General features: G+C 42.2%; 16 protein-coding genes. 11 read left to right on the top strand and 5 right to left on the bottom strand.

All coding sequences use genetic code 11. The features are described from left to right. Nucleotides 1–222: 222 nt before the first annotated feature. Nucleotides 223–741: a hypothetical protein gene (locus EI161_RS00165; protein ID WP_192524016.1), complete on the top strand. Its 519-nt coding sequence runs from the start codon at nucleotides 223–225 to the stop codon at nucleotides 739–741. A gap of 106 nt (nucleotides 742–847) precedes the next feature. Here the strand turns inward: EI161_RS00165 and sat are convergent, their stop codons facing one another. Continuing rightward, complete coding sequence (gene sat / locus EI161_RS00160) at nucleotides 848–2,101, bottom strand: sulfate adenylyltransferase (RefSeq protein ID WP_192522446.1); 1,254 nt, start codon at nucleotides 2,099–2,101, stop codon at nucleotides 848–850. 310 nt (nucleotides 2,102–2,411) lie between these two features. Between sat and EI161_RS00155 the strand changes: the two genes are divergently transcribed. From EI161_RS00155 to EI161_RS00140, 4 genes are all read left to right on the top strand, one after another. Further along, on the top strand, nucleotides 2,412–4,097 hold the full coding sequence (locus EI161_RS00155) for a nitrite/sulfite reductase (RefSeq protein ID WP_192522445.1): 1,686 nt from the start codon (nucleotides 2,412–2,414) through the stop codon (nucleotides 4,095–4,097). After that, a complete protein-coding gene (locus EI161_RS00150) occupies nucleotides 4,090–4,686 on the top strand; it encodes a DUF934 domain-containing protein (protein ID WP_192522444.1) in 597 nt (198 codons plus the stop codon). Before EI161_RS00155 ends, EI161_RS00150 begins: the two co-directional genes overlap by 8 nt. 111 nt (nucleotides 4,687–4,797) lie before the next feature. Further along, the gene (locus EI161_RS00145; protein ID WP_192522443.1) at nucleotides 4,798–5,436 is read left to right on the top strand and encodes a phosphoadenosine phosphosulfate reductase family protein; all 639 of its coding nucleotides are present in this window, start codon (nucleotides 4,798–4,800) and stop codon (nucleotides 5,434–5,436) included. A gap of 325 nt (nucleotides 5,437–5,761) precedes the next feature. Next, nucleotides 5,762–6,712, top strand: coding sequence for an acetyltransferase (locus tag EI161_RS00140; RefSeq protein ID WP_192522442.1), 951 nt, complete (start codon nucleotides 5,762–5,764; stop codon nucleotides 6,710–6,712). A 28-nt stretch (nucleotides 6,713–6,740) separates the two neighbouring features. Here the strand turns inward: EI161_RS00140 and EI161_RS00135 are convergent, their stop codons facing one another. Further along, the gene (locus EI161_RS00135; protein WP_192528719.1) at nucleotides 6,741–7,226 is read right to left on the bottom strand and encodes a hypothetical protein; all 486 of its coding nucleotides are present in this window, start codon (nucleotides 7,224–7,226) and stop codon (nucleotides 6,741–6,743) included. A gap of 251 nt (nucleotides 7,227–7,477) precedes the next feature. Continuing rightward, nucleotides 7,478–7,963: a hypothetical protein gene (locus EI161_RS00130; protein ID WP_192522440.1), complete on the bottom strand. Its 486-nt coding sequence runs from the start codon at nucleotides 7,961–7,963 to the stop codon at nucleotides 7,478–7,480. Nucleotides 7,964–8,146: 183 nt separating this feature from the next. On the opposite strand from EI161_RS00130, the gene EI161_RS00125 reads away from it, so the two are divergent. Further along, entirely contained in the window at nucleotides 8,147–8,374 is a 228-nt protein-coding gene (locus tag EI161_RS00125; RefSeq protein ID WP_192522439.1) for a hypothetical protein, read from the top strand. Between the two features lie 20 nt (nucleotides 8,375–8,394). Next, entirely contained in the window at nucleotides 8,395–10,065 is a 1,671-nt protein-coding gene (cysG, locus tag EI161_RS00120; RefSeq protein WP_192522438.1) for a siroheme synthase CysG, read from the top strand. Between the two features lie 68 nt (nucleotides 10,066–10,133). On the opposite strand, the gene EI161_RS00115 is transcribed toward cysG, so the two are convergent. Next, the gene (locus EI161_RS00115; RefSeq protein ID WP_192522437.1) at nucleotides 10,134–10,799 is read right to left on the bottom strand and encodes a DUF4377 domain-containing protein; all 666 of its coding nucleotides are present in this window, start codon (nucleotides 10,797–10,799) and stop codon (nucleotides 10,134–10,136) included. Nucleotides 10,800–11,120: 321 nt separating this feature from the next. Here EI161_RS00115 and EI161_RS00110 point away from each other — a divergent pair, with 321 nt between their 5' ends. The 3 genes from EI161_RS00110 to EI161_RS00100 all read left to right on the top strand — a co-directional run bounded on the left by EI161_RS00110 (nucleotide 11,121) and on the right by EI161_RS00100 (nucleotide 17,798). Next, a complete protein-coding gene (locus tag EI161_RS00110; RefSeq protein WP_192522436.1) occupies nucleotides 11,121–12,638 on the top strand; it encodes an exonuclease SbcCD subunit D C-terminal domain-containing protein in 1,518 nt (505 codons plus the stop codon). Between the two features lie 88 nt (nucleotides 12,639–12,726). After that, nucleotides 12,727–16,641 (top strand): AAA family ATPase, encoded by a 3,915-nt coding sequence (locus EI161_RS00105; RefSeq protein WP_192522435.1) that lies wholly within the window; start codon nucleotides 12,727–12,729, stop codon nucleotides 16,639–16,641. A gap of 56 nt (nucleotides 16,642–16,697) precedes the next feature. Further along, nucleotides 16,698–17,798: a WG repeat-containing protein gene (locus EI161_RS00100; RefSeq protein ID WP_192528718.1), complete on the top strand. Its 1,101-nt coding sequence runs from the start codon at nucleotides 16,698–16,700 to the stop codon at nucleotides 17,796–17,798. 68 nt (nucleotides 17,799–17,866) lie between these two features. On the opposite strand, the gene EI161_RS00095 is transcribed toward EI161_RS00100, so the two are convergent. Beyond that, entirely contained in the window at nucleotides 17,867–21,265 is a 3,399-nt protein-coding gene (locus tag EI161_RS00095; protein WP_225735146.1) for an NAD-glutamate dehydrogenase, read from the bottom strand. 289 nt (nucleotides 21,266–21,554) lie between these two features. Between EI161_RS00095 and purD the strand changes: the two genes are divergently transcribed. Then, complete coding sequence (purD, locus tag EI161_RS00090) at nucleotides 21,555–22,904, top strand: phosphoribosylamine--glycine ligase (RefSeq protein ID WP_192522455.1); 1,350 nt, start codon at nucleotides 21,555–21,557, stop codon at nucleotides 22,902–22,904. Nucleotides 22,905–23,266 lie beyond the last annotated feature (362 nt).

The following is a 23,266-nucleotide window of genomic DNA, read 5'->3' as shown; positions in this document are numbered from 1 at the left end:
TCGTGTTATAAGTAGTAACTTTTGCGCAAGATACGGTATTGCTTACTATGTAGACGACGCTTTAGGTACACGGTATTCTTTCTTGAACTTTGAGCAGCGCGCTGAGATAAGTGAGCCTTATAACTCTAAATCGCTACTATCTTGCCAGCAACGTCGTTTTATTATTCATATTTTTACTAACTTATACCCATCCTTTATTCATCCCTTATAAAAGGTACTTAAATGATTACTCCCCTACCTCGCTATACACATTTTTTTGCCGCTCTTTCAATAACAGCGACTGCTTTATTGGCGTTGAGTGGTTGTAATAACGCCACCAAAGCCAATGTGGACAACCACAGCGTCACACCACCTATCACGATGCGCTCGTCAGCAGTGCAAGCGGTCGTTGGCGATTATGCTGATGAAGGTTATGCTAAGCGCGCGCAAGGCTATGATTGGGTGGGTGTGGTGATAAGAGCAGAAGGGAATGAGCAGATTGATATTAAGGTGCGGGCGCGCAGTGATGTAAAAAAACCAACCTGCCATTTTGACGGTAAGGCTACCTTGATGGGTCAAGATGACGCGCATGGGATTATTTTTGAGACAATAGCTAACGACAGCAAAGTCTTTCTGCAATTTAAAGGCGATAAGCTGACGATAGATAGCCAAGATCAATATGCATTGAATTACTTTTGCTCAGGTGGTGGCACTATCGTTGGAGACTACAAAAAGCTGTCAGGTAAGCTAGAGCTAAACTAAAAGCTCTAGTATCAAGAAAATAGTGAGAAAAACACGTAAAAAAGGGTCAGATGATAAATCCGACCCTTTTTTATTGTTCAATCTTTTACTAATTAATACTTAATACTTATACCGCAGAAGCACCGGTCAATTTTACCTCAGCACGTTCCTCACGAGCGATACCGGCATAGTAATTGCGCAAAATTTTCAATACTTCTGGACGACTAAAGTTATCTGGCACCTCTTCATCTTCTGATAGTGCCTTACGCAATTTGGTTCCTGACACTTTGACATGCTCAGAAGCTTCATGCGGGCAGGTTTTATCAGAGGCCATCGCATTACAAGCATTACACCAAAACGTCCAGCCAATTTTTAACGGTTGAGTAATCAAGTCGTCTTTGCCGACATAATCAAAAATAGCCTGCGCATCAAAGGCACCATAATAATCACCGACACCCGCATGATCGCGACCGACAATCAGATGACTACAGCCATAGTTTTGACGGAACACGGCATGCAGTAATGCTTCACGTGGACCGGCATAACGCATATCGAGCGGATAACCCGCTTGAATAACGGTGTCAGCTCTAAAATAATTATCAATTAAGGTTTTAATGGCTTCTTGGCGGACTTCCGCTGGAATGTCGCCCGGCTTTAATGCGCCTAGCAATGAATGAATCAATACGCCGTCACAAATCTCGATAGCAATCTTGGCAAGGTACTCATGCGAGCGGTGCATTGGGTTACGGGTTTGGAAGGCGGCAACCGTTTTCCAGCCTTTATTATCCAAGATCTCACGGGTCTCCGCAGGCGTTTTATAGATTTCAGGATACAAGGTTGGGAACTCGCCTTCGCTTAACACTTCGACACTGCCAGCGATATTGACCTCGCCTTGCTCTAAAACTTGCTGCACCCCTGGATGCTCTTGGTCTGTGGTAGTGAAGACTTTTTGGCATTCATAAGCTTTATCAATGGCGTACGTTTCTTCTACCGTTAAAATACCCATGATCTCGCCATCTTGCGCCACCAACGCCACTTTATCACCTTGACTTAAGCTGTCGGCAGTCACTTTAGGCGCTGATAAAGTAATGGGAATCGGCCAAAACAAGCCAGCATTGTCACCACTTTGCAAACGCATGTTATCAACCACACCTTGCCAATCTGCTTGATTCATAAAGCCTTTCAATGGCGTAAATCCGCCAATACCAAACATAATCAAATCACCGCGTTCACGTGAGCTTAAGGTGATGGTTGGCAAGGTGCTGGCAAGCTTTAATGCTTGGTTGCGCGCACTATCATTTAATAAAAGCGGCTTAAGCTCGCTGCTACCATGTGGCGGAACGAGCTTTGATGGTTTTTGATTAGCGGTTATAGATGTCATAGTGTTTTTAAAACCTCAAGGAATGGTCAAGAAAATAAATAAGCGATAATTTAAAGTTAAACGGTTAGTTGCTAATGAATAACAAATTATGGGCGACCCATGAAAATTGGAAGTTGAATTTGATAAACATAGGCTACCTAACTTTGGTTATGAAAATTTATGCTGTGTTTGGATATGGATATGTCTTAAAGGAATTTATGTTTAAGGAATCAAACTTATATGATGTAAAGCTGAATTGTTTACCTTGCGATTGGCAATAAAACTGATTAGTCGCTGCTTTTACGTTTAAAAATAACATTGAGATTACGTCATGTATCAATATAATTACGCTGACCAAACCTTAGTAGAGGAACGTGTTGCACAATTTCGTGACCAAACCGAACGGTTTTTGGCGGGCGAGCTGCCAGAAGAGCAATTTTTGCCGCTGCGTTTGCAAAATGGGCTTTATATCCAGCGTTATGCACCGATGCTGCGTATTGCGGTGCCATATGGACTGCTAGCAACCTATCAATTGCGTAAGCTGGCTGAGATTACCCGTAAATACGATAAGGGTTACGGACACTTTACCACTCGTACCAATATGCAGCTGAACTGGCCAAAACTCGAAGAAGTGCCAGATATATTGGCAGAGCTGGCGTCGGTACAGATGCACTCCATCCAAACTTCGGGTAACTGTATTCGTAATACCACCACCGACCCTTATGCTGGTATTCATAAAGAAGAGATTGCCGATCCGCGCCCTTACTGCGAGATTATTCGCCAGTGGTCAACCTTTCATCCTGAGTTTGCTTTTTTGCCGCGTAAATTTAAGATTGCCGTCATTGGCACGGCCAATGATCGGGCAGCGACGCAAGTTCATGATATTGGTTTGCATATTAAGCAAAATGACGAGGGCGAATTAGGTTTTGAAGTCATCGTTGGTGGCGGTCTTGGACGTACGCCTGTGATCGGCAAAACTATTAATAAGTTTTTACCGCGCCAGCATCTACTTAGCTATTTGGACGCTATTTTGCGCGTCTATAACCTCCATGGTCGCCGTGATAATAAATTCAAAGCTCGTATCAAAATATTGGTCGAGAGCATGGGTGGTCCTGCTTTTGCTAAATTGGTCGATGCTGAATGGGAAGCACATACCAAAGATGGGGCACTAACACTGACCGATGCCAACTTTGACAAAGCCAGTAGCTTTTTCACTGAACCCGATTACCTTAGCTTTGACGCGCTACAAGCACAGTCTGAGCTACAACAAACGCTTGATAGCGATAAAAACTTTGCTGATTGGTATCAACAAAACACCGTCGCCCACAAAATCGCAGGTTATCGGGCGATAGTGATTTCTTTAAAGGCGGGCTTAGTTAACGGCAGCTATGTGCCATCAGGTGATATTAGCGAGTCGCAAATGGATGCCCTCGCCGACCTTGCTGATAAATATAGCTTTGGCGAGCTTCGCGGTACTTATCAGCAAAATTTGGTTTTCGCTGATGTGCAAACCAATCAGTTGTATGAGCTATGGCAACAGTTGGCTAAGCTGCATTTAGCTCGTCCAAATATCAATACCCTAACCGATATGATCGTCTGCCCGGGCTGGGACTTTTGCTCACTGGCCAACGCCACTACCCATAATATCGCTGAACAAATCGAAAAACAGTTTGATGACCTCGATTACCTTTATGACTTGGGTGACATTCGTCTCAATATGTCAGGCTGCATGAATGCCTGTGCGCATCATCATACTGGTGATATTGGTATCCTTGGTGTCGATAAAAAAGGCGAATACTGGTACCAAATCAGCCTTGGCGGTAATTCTAGTAATAACGCCAAGCTCGGTAAGATACTCGGTAGAGCCGTACCTTCTGATGATGTGGCAACGACGATACAAAAGATAATCGACGTCTATCTGGAGCAACGCGTCAGCAATGAGCATGAGGTAGAAGGCTTTGGTGAGTTGATCAATCGTGTCGGCATCGCACCCTTTAAGGAGAAGGTCTATGGCTAATCATCATGTGTTAAACGAGCAAGGCGCTGATATTGGCCAAAATGATACTTGGTTGGCACTTAGTACCAATGAGCTACCAGACGGCATTGCATTAACTCACATATCACTGCTTGAGTTATTGCAAAAACAAGAGAAGCTCGATGTGCTTTTGCCACTTAGCGATTTATTAGATGCTAAAGGCAACATCGCCGGCGGGTTATTACAACAAGTACGTGAATTATTAGCCCAACATACCAGCCGTTTTGGGGTTTGGGTGACATCAGATAGCGATACAGAAGTACTGACGCGTATACCAGAGTTTTTATTACAGCAAGACCTGATTGTCATTCATGTACCCGCTTTCACTGATGGTCGCGGCTTTAGCTTTGCCCAAACCCTACGTCAAATTGGCTACCAAGGTGAGATTCGTATGGCTGGCGAGTTTGGACGTGATCAAATCGCCTATCTGTTACGTGCAGGCGCTGATAGTTTTGTGATAAGTGAGCATGATCTGCAGTCTATCTCTAATATCAGTCAAGCATTTAATGCCCTTGCCAGCAGCTACGACGGTCGCGACGCTAGCGCCTTACCGATGTTTGCAGGTGCTTAATACGCTGCCGCCATAGCAATTCTTATTAACCATTTTTTAATTCAGCTGTTTTTAATTTAGTTACGCAATTATTAATTATCACTATTATCAATTATAACCAAGGAATATATTATGAGCCAATTACACCCAAATCTAGATATCGACCAAGCCAACCAAGACTTGCAAGGTAAGTCACCTGAGCAGATTGTAGAATGGGCGCTTAGCCAAGCTAAAAACCCCATCATTACCACCAACTTCCGCCCTTACGAATCTGCCATTTTGCACTTAGTTGCGAAACAACGCCCTGATATCACCGTCTTGTGGGTGGATTCTGGCTATAACACTGATGCCACGTATCAATTTGCCAATAAAGTTATCCGCGATTTGAACTTAAATGTGATCACCTATATCCCTAAGCAAACCGCTGCCCATCGTGACGTAACGATGGAAGGTATCCCTGGTGTTGATGATGCACAACATGACGAATTTACTGATCAAGTGAAGCTTGAGCCATTCCGTCGTGCGTTGGATGAGCTAAAACCAGACGTTTGGTTTAACGCCATTCGTAAAGATCAAACCGAATTTCGCCAAGGTCTTGATGTACTTAGCCTATCAAAAGATGGCGTATTAAAAGTAGCACCGTTATTTGAAAAAACTGATGCTGATCTAGATGTTTATCTTGAAGAAAACAGCCTACCCAATGAGTTTGACTATTTTGATCCGACTAAGGTAGAAGAGCACCGCGAGTGTGGTTTGCATACGCAGTTGTAAGTAACTAGCTAGCAATAAAAGACTAAATGATTAGGACACGCCCTAGAGATGTTAAGAAAAAAAAGAAGCGATGATGCTAAATCATCGCTTCTTTTTGTGTTTAGAATGATATTTGCCATGAGGTTTTATATAAATGCAGAGCTCTACAATCGCTTGAGTTAAATAAATAACGTTTCTTTAACGTTTTATTGTCAAGCTTTGCGGTATTCTATGGCTTGCCTTAGTAGTTGCGCGGTATTAAACCAACGCTTTCAAGCCACATCATGGATGAGGCTGCTCCTATTTTCCTTACCGGCACTCGCGCTCATTAATATGGATATTTGTTATGCCCTTTATAAAAAAAATCGATTCACTGTACGAGAAGCTTCACGATAAGCTGCCAGCTGTAGGTAAAGCCGCCTCTTTTTTAACCGGTACGAGTGTTCTCACGGCCAATAGTGCGATGGTGGGCCTGCCCATCTGGACTTTGGGGGCGGCAAAAGTGTTGACCGGAGCAAAAGTCACAGACGATGCGCTGATTGCGATTACCAAATACTGGATCAATAGTAATAACGCCGTCATTGACCATGCGCTACCGCATAAAGACTGGCGGATTAATCTGCCTGACGATCTGAGTGAAGACAAGCAGTATCTGCTGGTCAGCAACCATCAATCGTGGGTCGATACCAGTATCGTGCAATACATCAGTCAAGATACGCTGCCTTTAACGCGATTTTTTACTAAGTTTAATTTGATTTATATCCCAGTTATCGGTCAAGCTTTTTACTTCTTAGACTTTCCGATGATTAAGCGATTTTCTCCTAAAGCGATGGCCAAGAATCCAGAACTTAAAAAGCAAAATTTAATCGAAGCCAAACGTGCCTGTCGTCAATTAAAAAACAAACCTTTTGCCCTGCTTAATTACTTAGAAGGCACGCGCTTTACGGTAGAGAAACACGATAAGCAAGGCTCACCTTATCAGCACTTATTAAAGCCGCGGGCGGGTGGTTTATCATTAGCGATTAATGCCTTAGGCGATCAGATGGACTCCATTTTGGATATTACTATCGTCTATCCTGACGGCACTCCTGACTACGATGATTTATGGAAAGGTAATATTCGCCGTTTGGGCGTTGATGTCACGCGCTTAAAAATACCGGATAAGTTATTTGCGGCGATTATGGATGGCGGCTATGATCGTGATGAAGCTACCAAAGCGATGATGTTTGAGTGGTTAGAAGATATCTGGCAACAAAAAGATGCCCGCATTACTAAAATGCTGAGTGAGTTTGAGTAGGTTTTGGCATGCGGTTGAAGATGTTTGATTATTCAGCAACATAAGGATAGTCAAACTCACGATGAAAATATACATTTTCTTCTTCTTTATCGTCTATCCCTCCAATTCCAACTATTACAGATTGTGTTTTAAAAGGTCTAAAAGTTCTCTGTATTAAGTTTGGATTATCGGTGTCCAAACAGATCTTCTCTTCTTTTTCTATAATATAATACTTTTCATCTATAGGAGCTATAGTTAGCATTGTGCGACTTTGATCGTCAGGAATATCGTAATTATATATCTCTAAGTCGCTCATTCTTATATATTTTATTTGTATAGGCTGATCATGTAATACTGTTGTTGCAAATAAGGGTTCAAAACACAAATCACCATCACTGTTGGTTGATATTTCAATATCACCTTCTATTATAGAAGAAGGATGGGGCTTTTTAAAACAGCCAGAAATACCTACTATCAGCAACGAACAGATCGGTAATGCAAGACAAGATACAAATCGCTTCGACAGATTACTCATAAACATTTAGAATCCTTTTGATGATATCGGTAAAAGATTTAATCGGCCCATATATAGTCAGCTGAAAATAAAAATGTTATATAAGCTCAAATGCGCTACTGGGATGAATTTTACTTGCGTGCTGTGCCTACGCCGACAGAGGCTGCGCAACCTATATTTTAAAAAACAAGCATCCCAGTAGCGCTATAACACTTTTGAAGTGTATCGACTATACAAACAACAGCTAGGCAGAAAAACAGTATTCAGGTATGTCATTTACTATTGTCTTCCGAAGAGATAATACCTAATTCTATATTTATAGCATCAAACTCTGCTATGATTATCTCATTTCTATATAAAGCTTCTATCATATCGAAAGGAGGTTCTTCATAGTACCAACCGTCTTCTTTTATAGTGACAAACCTTTGAAAAATAACTTCCCCAAAAGTATTGTCTATATCACCTTCTCCTAAAAAATCATAGATTTTATCTTCGTTTTTAGGGCTTAGGATTATGTTATGGGTGGCTTGTTTGTTAGGAAATAAAACCCTAGAGCTTTCGCCATTACAATCTGCACCAGCTCCATATACTTCTAAGTATAAATCGAAGCCTCCTAACTGCCTTTCAACAATCAATTCCCAGTTGGCTTGTAGCCAGTCATCTTTAAAGAATTCAGCATTACCTGAACTCTCTAATTTTTTAACTGCTGACCAATATAAACATAACAGGTTAGCATAGTCTTTTAAAACGTTATTCATATACAATTAGCCCGATTTATTTCTACTTTACAGTTATTTTTATTAATTATTGAACCAGTTGATATTAGAACGATAGAAAAGCTCACTTCTTCTTTAAACATAAATCAGTCCTTCACCAGGAGTTGGTTTATAAGTCTTTTTATCTATAACTTTTAAAACACCTCTATCGGAGGTTGATATTTTATGCGTCAGCTATCTTTTACAGCAAAATCCTACGTGACTGCCATCATTCCATTTACCCTTGCTATCGTAATAAGAACTATCACATTAAAAAAACAATTATCTACTTTTAAAACACCTATTCCACATCTCACCAAAAACCATCGTCATCATGTCAAAAACGAATATGCTAATGCCAATTCTTTACGTGAGCTGCCGTACCTAATAAACCATAATAGTGGCATACACTAAATTGAATAACTGGTGATGCTATGAACACTTTTCCATTGTTTTTTAAATTAGAAGGCCGCAAAGTACTTATTGTCGGCGGCGGCGATGTGGCGCTACGTAAAGCTGACTTGCTCAGCCGTGCTGGCGCGTGCATCACAATCCTTGCCCCTGATATCTGCGCTGAGCTACAGGCACTACTCACAAATAATAAAACAGATGCTAAGCACCAATTGATTTATGAGAATTATAATAAAACTTATATGACAGGCGCACGCGTCATCATCGCTGGCACCGATGATGAAGCACTCAATCATCAAATTCACGCCGATGCTACCGAGTTAAATATCCCCGTAAACGTCGTCGATACACCGTACTTGTGTGACTTTATTTTCCCCGCTATCATTGATCGTAATCCGATTGTGATTGGTATCTCATCGAATGGTAAAGCACCAGTGTTGGCACGTCTACTGCGTGCGCGTCTCGAGACCTTGATTCCGCAAGGCTATGGCAAATTGGCGAAGCTGGCTGGTGAATTTCGTGGCGAAGTAAAAGCCAAAATACCAACATTGACTGGACGTCGACAGTTTTGGGAGCGTGCCTTTGAAGGTTCAGTCAGTCAGCTGATGTTTGCAGGTAACGAAAAGGAAGCTGCCGCGCAATTGCGAGCTGATTTAGACAGTACTGCTGCTGCAATCACTGCAAAAAACACCGCAGATGATAATGTACTGAGCACTGTTTCAAAGTCTGCTTCAACATCTGCGCCAGTGATAGCCGATGAGCTAACAGAAACACCAAGTACGATAGGTGAAGTCTATATCGTCGGTGCCGGTCCTGGTGACCCAGAATTATTAACCTTTAAAGCGCTACGTCTGATGCAACAAGCCGATATCGTCTATTATGATGCATTGGTGTCGCCACAAGTATTGGATTTATGCCGCCGCGATGCTGATAAAGTATTCGTTGGTAAAAAACGCAGCAACCACGCCGTGGCGCAATTGGGCATCAATGAGCTACTAGTCAATAGCGCTAAAGAAGGACGGCGTGTGGTACGTCTAAAAGGCGGCGACCCCTTTATCTTTGGGCGTGGCGGTGAAGAAATAGAAAGCCTGCGCGCGCACGGCGTACCTTACCAAGTCGTACCCGGCATTACCGCAGCCAACGCCGCTGCCAGCTATGCCGGTATTCCGCTGACCCATCGCGACCATTCGCAGTCGGTACGCTTTGTCACTGGATTTTTAAAAGCTGGTGCACCTAATAATAACTTTAAAAACTTCTTGGATACCGATGAGACCGTAGTCTTCTATATGGGTTTGCATTCACTGCCTCGTTTAACTGAAGGTTTGATTGACGCAGGACGCAGTAGCGATACCCCAATTGCTATCGTCTCTAATGCCAGTATGCCCAATCAGCAAGTATTAACCGGCACGCTTGCCGATATCGTTGAGTTGCAAGAACAAAACCAGCTCCCCACGCCAGCTTTGCTCATTATGGGGGACGTGGTAGCGCTACATGATGATTTGGCTTGGTATAATTTACAAAATCAGCAGCACAGTCAAAGTACTAGCGATACGAATAGTAACTGGTTACGCGGCGGTACAGCGGCTACACCAAACATAGATAATACTAGCCAGCAAGCCCATGCATTATCAATGGTGGCAAGTCTTGCTGAGCAACAAGACAGTGAAAGCTTAGAGCAGTTGGTGATTGGTTAAATCTATTTTTAAACTTCCAAACAGTATTAAAAAGCCCTAGCAATCTACTGCTGGGGCTTTTTTAGCTCTTAGTTTTTAGTCCTTTTTTTCTCAAGTACCTTTATAAGCTTGCTATGAATTGACGATGCATCTGCAGGCGGATTGCTAATAGGCGTATTTTTGATAAGCAATGTGTATTCGTAATCAGGCTCATAATCAAAACCTTCTATAGCACTATATCTATACTCCCAGTCCGACTGACTATTAGCTTGTTTAGCAGGCTTAATCAGTAAGCATAGTTGTGGCGCAACACCGACACAGTCTACCTGATGGTCAGCGACCATGATTTTACGTAAAACATAAGGCATAGCACGGACAATAATTTGGCGCTTATTATCTGATTGTGATGTCGATTGCTCTCCCATCACTTCGATGTAATCACCGACAGCCAATTCTTGCATTTGATAAGCATTCTGCTGACCGAAATTAGACCTGCTAATGGACGCTGTATAAGGTTGTCCATTCTTAGTCATAAGAATCACTTTTTGCTGCGCTCTATCTTGCGAAATAACACCAGTCACTTGGCCAATGATTGCTTCGGAACGACTCGGCTTAATCGAATGGATAAACGAGTTGCTGTCTTTGACTTGACTCACACTGGTTTTATTATCCATATTGGTCTGCTCATGACTACTGCAAGCAGCCAGAGATGAGCTGGCTAGCAAAGCCAATGTGCATAATCTGATAAACGACATAGGATATCCTTATTAATGATAATTTAGATATTACTAACGATTAAGATTTTTCGGTATGACTCATTTGTTATTTAGGGCGTGTCCTCATTTTAAAATAGTGCAGATAATATCGGGATATTAGCCAACTATTTGACGATGTTTGGCAAAATTTAGCCATTTTTAGCCCATTTAGGTATGATCGTTTAGATTGAGGACACACCCTAGTACTATATGAAAGCGATACCGTTTTAAAGTGAATTTACTATAAGTTCATAACCACAGCAAACCGCAGCAATTCTTGCTAGAATAATCGCTGTCTTTTATCCATCATTAAGTCTAATTATGCCTGCATCTGCTATTAAACCGCTTACTATTCTCCACACCTCTGACTGGCATTTAGGGCGCAGGTTATATGGGCGCATGCGTTATGAAGAATTTGAAGCATTTTTAAGCTGGTTGCAAGAGACTATTAGCACGCAAAAAGTGGATGTACTTATAGTCGCAGGTGATATATTTGACACCATGACTCCTAGTAATAGAGCCCAAGCGCTTTATTATGAGTTTTTAGGCAAGGTGTCAAAATCCTGCTGTCAGCATATCGTCATCGTCGCAGGCAACCACGACTCCCCTACTTTTTTAGATGCGCCAAGCAATGTCTTAAAGTTTCTCAATGTTCATGTTATCGGTACCGCTTGTGAAGACTTAAATGATGAAGTGTTGGTTTTAGACGATGCCGACGGTACAGCGCATTGCATTATTGCCGCTGTCCCCTATCTGCGTGATCGCGACGTTCGAAATAGTCATGCTGGCGAGTCAGTAGATAGCAAAGATGCCAATGTCATCGCTGGTATCTGCACGCATTATGATGAAGTGGCGAGCATTGCCAAAACCAAGCAAGCTGAACTAGCTAAGGCGCACAAGCGGCACATTCCTATTATCGCCACAGGGCACCTGTTCGCGGCGGGTGGCACCACGACCGATGATGATGGCGTGCGCGATTTGTATGTGGGCTCACTTGGCAAGGTTTCTGCCGATATGTTCGATGATGGGTTTGACTATGTGGCGCTTGGACATTTGCATGTACCGCAGCGTGTCGGTGGTCGTGAGAGTATCCGCTATTCAGGATCACCTATTGCTATGGGTTTTGGTGAAGCAAAACAGCAGAAACAAGTTTTGTTAGTACAATTTGGTGTAGCAGAAAATGATGTTGAAGATGAAGTCTTAGCGTCAGAAGTTGCCATTGAGCATTCTTTAGCACCAATCAAAGAAACCACTAAAAAGATAGCAGCTCAAACATCTGAATTTATGGATGATTTATTTAGTTTTGAAGAGTTAGTAGAAAATAGTGAAAGTGACAAAAAGTTGATTGATGAAGAAGTTTCCAATCGAGCAGAGTTTATACTAAATACTGAAACCTCTAATCTATTGCATCACGATAAATCACGTCAGATGCAAATTGTCTCCCTACCTATTCCAAAATTCCAAAAATTGGCGCAAGTTTCAGGCGATTTAGCAACCATTAAACAAATGATTGATAGGACGATAGATGCCTTGACTGAGTCAGTATGGTTAGAAGTTGTTTATGACGGTGATGAAGTGGTTAGTGACTTACGTGAGCATATCCAAGCGATGGTAGAGGGCTTACCGTGTGAGGTGTTAAAAATAAAAAATACGCAAACTTATAATAAAGTCCTCAATCAACATCAAGCCTCTGAGACGCTACAAGACTTAAATGAGCAAGAAGTGTTTGAGCGCTGTTTGACCGCTCATAACGTCCCTGATGAACAAAAAACAACCTTACGTGATGCTTATGAACAAATCGTTTATAACCTGCATCATGAAGACACTCAGGCAGAATAATATAAAAACAGCTTAATAATTTTTAACTACTTCATGATTCCATCACGATTTTCGTTATTACTATGACTGATAAAAATAAGACCCCGCCATGCGCTTAATTGAACTTCGACTCAAAAACCTCAACTCCTTAAAAGGCGAATGGCACATTAATTTTAGTGACCCTGCCTTTCTTAACGAAGGTATCTTTGCCATCACTGGGCAAACGGGCGCTGGCAAGACTACCATTTTAGATGCGATTTGCTTAGCATTATACAGCCAAACACCGAGATTAGGCGATATTACAGGTTCGGCAAATGAGATGATGACCCAAGGTACGGGCGAATGCTCAGCAGAAGTCATTATCGAGATTGATTCCAAACGCTATCAGTGTTCATGGTACCAACATCGTGCCCACAAAAAAGCCAAGGGCAATTTATTACCAATCAAGCATGAGATCAGCGAAGTCGAATCTGGCAAGATTTTAGAAGAAAAAAAGTCTAAGACCTCAGCTTACATCCAAAACTTAATTGGTATGGATTTTAACCAATTCACGCGCTCTATTATGTTGGCACAAGGCAGTTTTGCCGCGTTTTTAAAGTCAGATATTGGCGATAGAGCAGCCATTTTAGAGAAGATAACCGGTACGGCTATTTATGCCAAAATCTCGCTCAATGTCCATGAAAAGAAACGCTTTGAGGACGAGGTGCTCGGTAAGTTGCAGGCAGGCGTGGATGGATTATCGTTATTAAGTGCTGAAGACGAAAATCTGCTTGTAGCTGAGCTAAAAGACCTTAATGAACAGCAGGATAAGCAACGCCAAACCTTTAAAACACTGGGCGAGCAGCTGCAGTGGCTAGATAGTGTGCAAGAGTTGCGGCAAAACCTGTCTACTTATAAAACTGATTTTTCAACAGCACAGCAAGCACAGCAAGTATTCATCCCAGAAGCACAGCGCTTAGCATTGGCCAATAAAGCGTTAGAGATTGACAGCCAATTTCGTGAGCTTAGCTATAGCCGTGACACGGTAAAAAAAATGGATGCTGAACAACAACATTTGCTTGATAAAATTCCGACACAGCAACAAACACTTGAGCAAGCGTCTAGTCAGTTAAAAACTGTCACAGAGCTTGAAAATCAAGCCACAAACAACTTACAAACTGCTTTACCCATCATTGCAAAAACGCGCGAGTTGGATAGTAATATAAAGCAGCAGTCACAGTCTTTAGTGGACGACAATCAACGCAAAAAAATACTAGCCGCTAATGTCCAAAAACTATGTCAAGAAATAACTAGTCACAAACAAACGGAATACCAAACCAGAACTCAGCTTAGCAGCATGGAAAAGTATTTTAATGATTATAAAGAGCTGGTGGACCTTGATACGGATATGGCTACCTTTGACAATAGCTGTAAACGCTTAAGAGCACTCCTAGAAGATAATGTCAGCTTAAGCGTTGATAAGCTGACTCACGATAATCGAGCCAAACAGCTGCAAACTGATTCTGATAAGTTAATTGCACAGCAAAACCTAGATCAATCACGAATTCAACAGCAACGTGAACAGCTTACTAGCCTACAACAGCAGCAAGCCACACTTATTAAAAATCAGCCCATTGCTAATATGCGCAGCGAGCAAGAGCAAGTCGATCAAATCAGCACTCAGATTGAACAAGCCAGTTTTAAGCTGCGACAGCTATCTGAGATTGCTAGCCAAATTAAACACATTAACCTAACATTACCAACACTGAATCAGGAAGTAATAACATTAGAAGGTTTGATTGCCAGTCACAAGAGTGATATTCAAGAAGCCAAGCTCAAAAAACAAGATAAGCAAGAGTATCTACATCTACTACAAAAGGTCGCTAAGCTTGAAGATTATATAATAGAGTTAGAGGATGGTGTGCCCTGCCCGCTTTGTGGCGCAAACGAACACCCTTATGGTAAAAACCATCCGTTATTGGACAATTGTATCGATAATAGAAAAGAGCTGTCACAAACACAACAGACCCAGCAGAAAATAACGGAACTAAAGACGCTCATTGAAAATATCGAGCAAGGTTTATCCAAACATCATATCGACCATGCCACCAAAAAAGAAGCCATCAATAATCAACAGCAGCAGTTAGCACCCTTACAGCAGCAATCTAAGACGTTATACAGCGATATTCGAGATTGTATATCCTCACTGTTTGACGTTGAAAACCATTATTCTGAATCGACTGTGGCGATTATCAATCCTCTTAATCAGATGAAAGATGACATCAAGGCAACTATCACTAATATAGCCCACTCCTTAACCTTATTGGATGACACTAAAAACAACTTAGCTGAGCATAGACAGTCTCTTAAAACGATAGTGGTCAAATATGAAAACCTAACTGAAAGTGCTTCAACGCTCAGCACTGCTATCGAGGCCGATGAAAAACAACAACAAGCGCTTATTAGCGACATAAGTAGCCTGACAACTGATATCAAGCTTAATGCTCAAAAAGTTGAGAGCATCGAATATGAGAAAGCTGTTAATTTTTCTGAACTAACACCCATGATGACCACTATTTCATCTTTGGTGGATAAGTATCCTGCGGATAAACACCAAAGCTATTTAATGACGGAGCTGACAGTAACAGACGTTCAATCCGCACTTGAGCAACTGGGTAATAGTATCAATGCGCAAGAAGTACTAGATAAAGTCGATTATGACCGCCATCTTGACAAATTGCGTGCACAACGTAATGCTTTGAAGCAGTTAAAACAATATTACAATGAGCAAAGTAGCAGCCAACAACAACTGACCAATACCCTTAGTAGCTTGGTTGCACACATTGAGAGCAAACAATCGCAGCTTACCAATGATGAAACAGCGCTCAATGAACTAGAGAACCTCATCGCTCATAAAACAAATGCTATCGAACAATCCATTAGAGATAGAAAAGAGATTTTTGCAGATAAAGATCCAAAAAATGAAGAAGACCAGTTACGTAGTGCTGTTGATGACGCTAAAGCCAAGCAAGTAGTAGCACAAAGACAGCTGGATACTGTGCAGCAGGTATTAGAGCAATTAAAGCTTAGAAAACAACAGCTGGACACAGAGTTACAGTCTGCGGCTACTACAATGAATGCTCAGCAAAGCACCTTTACTGACCTACTCTCAGAGTCACAGTTCGTAGATGAAGCAGAGTTTATCAATGCACGCCTAGCAAAAGAGCAACGTGACGATTTAAGTCAACGTAAACAGTCTATTGAGAGTGCTGTGCAACATACCAAGTCACAACTAGATAGCACCCAGCACGCGCTAGACAAAAAACTGGCGACACCTTTGACGGATCAAAGCCAAAAAGAGATTACGGTACAGCACCATCAGACCCAAAGCGATATTGATCAGCTAAATCAGCAAATCGGCGCGATTGACCAAAAGCTCAAGGACAATACCAGCCAAAAAGGTGAGCAAGCGGCACAGATCAGCGCCATCGACGAGCAAAAACAAAAGCTGCAAGTCTGGCAGCAACTGCATACATTGATTGGCTCAGCTGATGGTAAAAAGTACCGTACCTTCGCGCAAGGTTTAACCTTTCAGGTGATGATCAATCATGCCAATAGTCAATTACAAAAGATGAGTGACCGCTATTTACTTATTCATGATGACAGCAATCCGCTTGAGCTTAATGTCATTGATAACTACCAAGGCGGCGATATTCGCAGTACCAAAAACTTATCCGGTGGTGAAGGCTTTATTATCAGTCTTGCTTTAGCACTCGGTTTATCGCAGATGGCCAGTCATAATATTCGCGTCGATTCATTATTTTTGGATGAAGGCTTTGGTACGCTTGATGAAGAGTCACTAGATATTGCCCTTGATACATTAACCAGCTTGCAGCAAGAAGGTAAATTGATTGGAATTATCTCTCACGTTCAAGCATTAAAGGATCGTATTTTGACCCAGATTAAAGTTGAAAAACTCTCTGGTGGTTTTAGCCAAATTAGCGGTCAAGGCTGTCGCCGAGTCACTCATGAAAAGGCGTCGTGATTTGGCGTAATATTGAATAAAGCAGCTGATTAAAATTGAGATAAAAGGATATTGCTATGGGTATTGATACCAATCGTTTTAATATTAAACGAGGCTTTGGGAAAATAGCTATAAACCCTACTAGCTTAGCATTGTTAACGGTTTTATCTGTTGTCGCAATATCTATCAGTGCTATCAGCCCAGCTTATGCAACGATTAATTGTGCCGGTTATTTACCGAGTAGTTATTTTGAGCGTATCGAAAACAATAAGCCTTTTGCTGGCAAGCTAATCGAACAAGACGATGGGTCGTCGCAGCTGCAAGACCTAAGCGGTAATATCGTCATGGATAATTTGTCTGATGCTTATATAGTGATGGATAAATACGTCATCGCTAAGCAAGACGGTAAATATGGTGTTATCAATGCGGCTGGCAAGATTATCGTACCTTTTGAATATAATGCTATTCAAACTGAACCTGATATAGCAACCAGCTTTATTGTCAGCGCCGAATCATCAAGCGGCAAAACCAAACAGGGTATTATTAATCGTCATGGCGACTGGATTTATAAACTGACGGACGCTCGTATCCAGCACGCACATTATGACTCTGATTACGACCAAGATTATTTTATTATTACTAATGAGAAACAGCTTACTGGACTGCTTGATGATCGAGGTTATTGGACTGTGATGCCGCAATACAAGGTAATCCAGCCGTTAAATGCCTGCACTGGCGAGCCTTTATACTTACAGGTAGACTTAAAAGATAAAACGGCGCTTATTAATCAAAACAGTGAAGTCATCATTCCTTTTGCCGCCAATCAACATATTGAAACTTTTAATAACAATATCAGTCCCCCACTTTTTTTACGCAGCACTTTAATGGCTGGCAGCACAGCGACTGGCATGAGTGAAGATATCCAAGAAGATATTATTAGCGCCCAGATTATCGATGCGGGTGGCAAGTTAATCCTCTCATCGGATGCACCGATTAGAAAGCTGCTATACCATCAGTTTTATACTTATAAACAAGCTGGCAAGTTTGGGATTGTTGATGATAACGGCGATGTGATACTAAAACCTCAATTTGATAGCTATCGCGACGATGCAGATAAGGTTTGGGTAGAAAAAGACGGCAAAATGCTGCGTTTAAAGTCCTTAATAAAGTTAGATTAGTAGCATAACAAAATAAAAAGCCATCTTCATATATGAAGATGGCTTTTTCTATTTCTATTTAGTGACTCTTATTTAGTGATTAAACTACTGAGCTCACTCATCATAACGGATAATGTTGATAAGCCGACTTGATTGTCATCACTGCTATTATAAAGACCATTGAGTTTCCCCATCTCGGCGCCGATAGCTTCAAGCTGGCTGGCATGCCGTGACTTCCAATCATCAAAGGCCTGTTTGGCATTAGGTTGACCTAATAAATTATCCATCAGCATACCTAAACTGCGAGACACTTCTTTGACCAGTGCACGGCGGGCACGGCGATCCCAGTAATCTTGCTGCGGTAAGTTGGCAGTATTATTCATCATCCAATCGAGTTGTAAAACATGATAGGCCTCAAAATATAAGGTTGCAATCTCATCAACTGGCCGCTCGTACTGCTCTGCCAATAATGCGGCATCGAGTGCATCAACATGGTATGGCAACATCGCAAACATGGCAGCATCAGTAGCAGAAAGGCCGTCTTCTTCCATCAGACTGGTGGTGTCTTTTTGCAAATATTCTGAGAATTGTTGCTCAATAAAGCCACCTGATTTAGTCAGATTTTCGACACTGTCTTCAAAGCGGTTAATCATATCGGCCACTTGTAGATCTTGACCAAAGGTATTGATAAACCAAATCACCCCGTTTTCGAGGGCATCACGCAGATTGAGCTCAAGCTCCAGCAATAACGTCGCATCTACTTGGTTATCAAGAGACTCTAAAAGCTCCCAAGCTTTTGAGACGTGGAACACATCGCGGGCAATCGCATAACTACGAGCAATAGTGGCAAGTGTTTGTCCGGTTTCCTCAAATAAGCGGAAGATGATTTCGATACCTAAGCGGTTGACCAGATTATTGGTCAAATAGGTACTGATAATTTCACGATGTAAGCGGTGCTCAGTCATCTCATCAAAGAATCGCGCGGCAAGCTCATCAGGGAAATATTGGCGTAACTCATTGATGAAGTACGGCGCATCGGGTAAGTCTGATGATAATAAATGGTCATAAACCCACATTTTGCCATAGGCCATGACGATGGCCAGCTCAGGATTGGTTAAGCCTGTTCCGGCTTTTTGACGTTTGGCAATCTCCTCATCCGATGGTAGATACTCAATTGCACGGTCAAGACGCCCTTCATTCTCTAACATTTGAATAATACGTTGATGATCGCTCAGGTTTGCTGCAGCGCGAATATGGCTAAGCTCAATGGCTTGAGGCTGTAGATAGTTTTGGCGTAGTACCAATTCTGCTATCGTATCCGTCATGCTCTCAAGCAATTCATTACGTTGCTCTAAAGTCATATCGCCTTGTTCGACCACTTTACCCAGTAATATCTTGATATTCACTTCATGGTCTGAGCAGTTAACGCCACCTGAGTTATCGATAGCATCGGTATAAATGCGCCCACCTGTTTGTGCGTATTCGATACGACCTTGCTGAGTAAAGCCCAAATTACCACCTTCGCCGACGATCGCGGTACGTAGCTCGCCGCCATTGACACGTACCGCATCGTTGGCACGATCTCCAACATCTGCATGGGTCTCATTAGCACTTTTCACGTAAGTACCAATACCACCATTCCAAACGAGGTCAACTGGTGATTTCAATAATGCACTAATCAGCTCATTAGGTGCTAAGCTGTCATCAGCAATATCAAAAATTGCTTTCATCTCAGGGCTAATAGTGATTACTTTGTCCTGGCGCGAGAACACGCCGCCACCTTGGCTGATCAGTGCTTGTTCATAATCTTCCCACGTTGAGCGCGGCAGTTTAAATAAACGCTCGCGTTCTGCGAAAGATACTACAGTATCTGGGTTTGGATCAATAAAAATATGTAAATGGTTAAAGGCGGCGACCAATTTGGTATGCGTAGATCTGAGCATACCGTTACCAAATACGTCACCACTCATGTCGCCGATACCAACGACGGTGAAATCATCACGATTTTGAATGTCCATACCGCGCATACGGAAGTGACGTTTGACCGACTCCCAACCACCGCGTGCTGTGATACCCATCGCTTTATGGTCATAACCGACCGAGCCACCAGAAGCAAAGGCGTCATCAAGCCAGAAGTTATACTCGCTTGATAACGCATTGGCGATATCAGAGAAGGTTGCTGTGCCTTTATCCGCCGCGACAACTAGGTACGGATCATCTTCATCATGACGCACGGTATTAGCTGGCGGGACAATTTTTCCATCAATGATATTGTCTGTTACATCCAGCATGCCGCGTAGGAACGCCTGATAACAAGCAACGCCTTCCGCTTGGAAGGCTTCACGACCATCGGCCATCGTTTTTGTTTTAACGATAAAACTGCCTTTTGAGCCAACCGGTACAATCACCGCATTTTTGACCATTTGTGCTTTAACAAGACCAAGGACTTCTGTACGGAAATCTTCAATACGATCGGACCAACGCAAGCCACCACGAGCGACCTTACCGCCACGCATGTGTACCGCTTCAACACGCGGTGAATAAACAAATATCTCAAACATCAGCTTGGGTTTTGGTAAGTTAGGAATCTCTGCTGCCAAGAACTTAAAGGACAGCCGGTCTTTACGTTGACCCTCATTGTCTACCTGATAGAAGTTCGTTCGTACCATCGCATTAATCAAGTCTAGATACCAACGCAAGATACGATCTTCATCTAGGCTATCAATGGCGGTTAATACAGTCGTAATTTGTTCTTGAATCTGTGCTATCTTTTTAGTACGAGTCTCGTCGCTTGCAGCACCGTACTCAGGATTCATTTTTGCATCAAACAATTCAGCCAATAGTACACTTATCGCACTATTTTTAATCATTGTTTGTTTAATATAACGAATGGAAAATCCTACGCGCGCTTGGTGCATATAGCGCGACAGAGCACGTAGTACGACTACCTCGTAAGTATCGAGCTTAGTCGTCAGTACCAACTCGTTAAAGCTGTCATTATCAACGCGCCCGGCCCATATTTCCTGCAAGCTGTCTTCGAATTGACTGCGTACTACCTGCATATCAACAGTATCTACATGAGCTAAGATAAGCTCATACTCTTGCATCCAAACTGGTTGCTCTGCTACATCAAAGATATAATTTTTTGAGGTTATGACTGATACACCAAAGTTTTCAAGGACTGGCAATATATCGGACAACGTGGTTGGCTGCTGACTCCCGTATAGCTTTAAATGTAGCTGGTTTTGGTTATCTGACTCTGACTGGTATAAATGCCAGATCATCGTTTTTGTGTCGGTTAGACTCATCAGTCGCTCAATGTCTTCATGGGCAACTTTTTCATCAAAATGCGCCTGATGCGCAGCGGGGATATACTCTAAGAAACGTTCGCGCAGCAATGATTCTGTGTTCATTGGTTCTGTATCCATTTTATTTTTCAGATTATTTGTATTAGCACATTTTTGGTCCGTATGCGAAGTGTTTGACATAACACCAATCCTTTTGGTTATGAAGGGTCATGAATCTTATTTCATCACTTCCCTGTTAAGAGTGTAACGCACCTATTGCCATAGCTAAAGCTTACAAAATCATTTCATAGATTAGCAATATGTCGATAACCTTTAATAATGAGATAATAAGCCTCTAATGTAGTCTAATACTTGCTGGCAGGTGGATACTCATGGCAATCGCTACGAGTTTTTTGTTAGAATATGCCAGTATATTTAAGAGTGTGTGACTCACTCATTATAAACTTTAATGCTAAGGGCAAGACGTATGATGAATATTTTGGTGATTGGCTCAGGTGGTCGCGAACACGCACTAGCATGGCAGTGTGCGAAAGACGATAACGTACAAAATATCTATGTTGCGCCTGGTAATGCGGGTACTGCCCTTGAACCTAAATGCCAAAACGTCACTTTAGAGAGCTCAGGCAGTAGCAGTACTGATGAACACAGTGCGGTCATCGATTTTTGTAAGAACAACGCCATTGATATGGTCATCGTTGGGCCAGAAGCGCCCTTAGTTACTGGTATTGTTGATGCTTGCCGTGATGCTGGTATTAAAGCGTGGGGGCCAACTGCTTATTGTGCACAGTTAGAAGGCTCAAAAACTTTTGCCAAAGAGTTTATGGAAAGCAACAATATTCCAACGGCCGCTTATCAGGGTTTTACCGATGCAGCCGCAGCAAAGGCTTATATTGATGAGCAAGGCGCACCTATTGTTATTAAAGCGGATGGCCTTGCAGCAGGTAAAGGCGTTATCGTTGCAGAAACGATTGAGCAAGCGCATGAAGCAATCGATGATATGCTTGCCGACAATAAATTTGGCGATGCTGGTAGCCGTGTGGTTATCGAGCAGTTCTTACAAGGTGAAGAAGCCAGCTTTATCTGTATGATAGATGGCGAAAACATCTTACCAATGGCAACCAGCCAAGATCATAAACGTGCGTTTGAAGGCGATACTGGACCAAATACTGGCGGTATGGGTGCGTATTCTCCTGCACCAGTCGTTACTCAAGAAGTGCATGAAAAAGTCATGGCGCAAGTGATTCAGCCCGTGGTTGATGCGATGAACGCTGCTGGTCACCCTTACACTGGGTTTTTATACGCTGGCCTCATGATTGATGATGCAGGCGACCCTTATGTGATTGAGTTTAACTGCCGTTTTGGTGATCCAGAAACCCAGCCTATTTTAATGCGTCTGCAGTCGTCGATGGTTGATTTGGTCACGCAAGGGTTAGAAGGGCGATTACCTGCCAAAGCCAACTGGGATGAGCGCCCTGCTCTTGGTATTGTCGTTGCTTCAAAAGGCTATCCTGAAACCTCGTCAAAAGGTGATGTTATTTCAGGCTTGCCAGAACTAGATGCTGATAATCAAGAAACCGTAAAGGTTTTCCATGCTGGCACGGCGTTCTCTAATGACCATGCGCTTTCTAACGAAGCATTAAGCAATGAGAAGGAAGTGGTAACCAATGGTGGACGTGTATTATGCGTGACAGCCTTAGCAGATAATATTTCAGATGCACAGCAAGCAGCATTAGCAGTTACCGGTGCGATTAGTTTTGATGGCGCGCACTACCGCCGCGATATTGGGCATCACGCTATTACCCGTGAAGACGCATCATAAATCATTAGAAATTAACTAAAATAAGTAGTCGCTCAATCTTACTGATTGGTTAAGTTATACTGAATTCTTATTATTTGACCTAGCATAATGCTAGGTCTTATTTTTGCTATCACTTTTGATGTCTATTTTTAATATAGCTGAATTACAGCAAACTTATTTTAGATTGTTAGCTCTGTTCAAACCAGCGTATATAAATCTATAGTCAGTTGCTTAATGTTAGAATGAGCATAAAAGTAGTTAATGAGATTGAACACCACCGTTTTAGAATCTAAAAGACTACAATAGTCACGATCATAAGTTAGCTTACAAACTAACTGTGGTCAGTATGCTTAGGCTCATCAACCAAATGCACTTTATATGAT

The sequence above is a fragment of the Psychrobacter sp. FME5 genome (genome assembly GCF_014861375.1).
Taxonomy (GTDB): domain Bacteria; phylum Pseudomonadota; class Gammaproteobacteria; order Pseudomonadales; family Moraxellaceae; genus Psychrobacter.
This window is presented reverse-complemented; position numbering and strand designations above follow the sequence as displayed.

Excerpts from the sequence above, each read along its gene's own strand:
- EI161_RS00165 (WP_192524016.1), top strand. The coding sequence starts at position 223 with ATGATTACTCCCCTACCTCGCTATACACATTTTTTTGCCGCTCTTTCA.
- EI161_RS00145 (WP_192522443.1), top strand. The coding sequence starts at position 4,798 with ATGAGCCAATTACACCCAAATCTAGATATCGACCAAGCCAACCAAGAC.
- EI161_RS00105 (WP_192522435.1), top strand. The coding sequence starts at position 12,727 with ATGCGCTTAATTGAACTTCGACTCAAAAACCTCAACTCCTTAAAAGGC.
- EI161_RS00095 (WP_225735146.1), bottom strand. The coding sequence starts at position 21,265 with ATGTCAAACACTTCGCATACGGACCAAAAATGTGCTAATACAAATAAT.
- EI161_RS00135 (WP_192528719.1), bottom strand. The coding sequence starts at position 7,226 with ATGAGTAATCTGTCGAAGCGATTTGTATCTTGTCTTGCATTACCGATC.
- sat (WP_192522446.1), bottom strand. The coding sequence starts at position 2,101 with ATGACATCTATAACCGCTAATCAAAAACCATCAAAGCTCGTTCCGCCA.
- EI161_RS00140 (WP_192522442.1), top strand. The coding sequence starts at position 5,762 with ATGCCCTTTATAAAAAAAATCGATTCACTGTACGAGAAGCTTCACGAT.
- EI161_RS00115 (WP_192522437.1), bottom strand. The coding sequence starts at position 10,799 with ATGTCGTTTATCAGATTATGCACATTGGCTTTGCTAGCCAGCTCATCT.
- purD (WP_192522455.1), top strand. The coding sequence starts at position 21,555 with ATGAATATTTTGGTGATTGGCTCAGGTGGTCGCGAACACGCACTAGCA.
- cysG (WP_192522438.1), top strand. The coding sequence starts at position 8,395 with ATGAACACTTTTCCATTGTTTTTTAAATTAGAAGGCCGCAAAGTACTT.
- EI161_RS00155 (WP_192522445.1), top strand. The coding sequence starts at position 2,412 with ATGTATCAATATAATTACGCTGACCAAACCTTAGTAGAGGAACGTGTT.
- EI161_RS00130 (WP_192522440.1), bottom strand. The coding sequence starts at position 7,963 with ATGAATAACGTTTTAAAAGACTATGCTAACCTGTTATGTTTATATTGG.
- EI161_RS00150 (WP_192522444.1), top strand. The coding sequence starts at position 4,090 with ATGGCTAATCATCATGTGTTAAACGAGCAAGGCGCTGATATTGGCCAA.
- EI161_RS00110 (WP_192522436.1), top strand. The coding sequence starts at position 11,121 with ATGCCTGCATCTGCTATTAAACCGCTTACTATTCTCCACACCTCTGAC.
- EI161_RS00125 (WP_192522439.1), top strand. The coding sequence starts at position 8,147 with ATGCGTCAGCTATCTTTTACAGCAAAATCCTACGTGACTGCCATCATT.
- EI161_RS00100 (WP_192528718.1), top strand. The coding sequence starts at position 16,698 with ATGGGTATTGATACCAATCGTTTTAATATTAAACGAGGCTTTGGGAAA.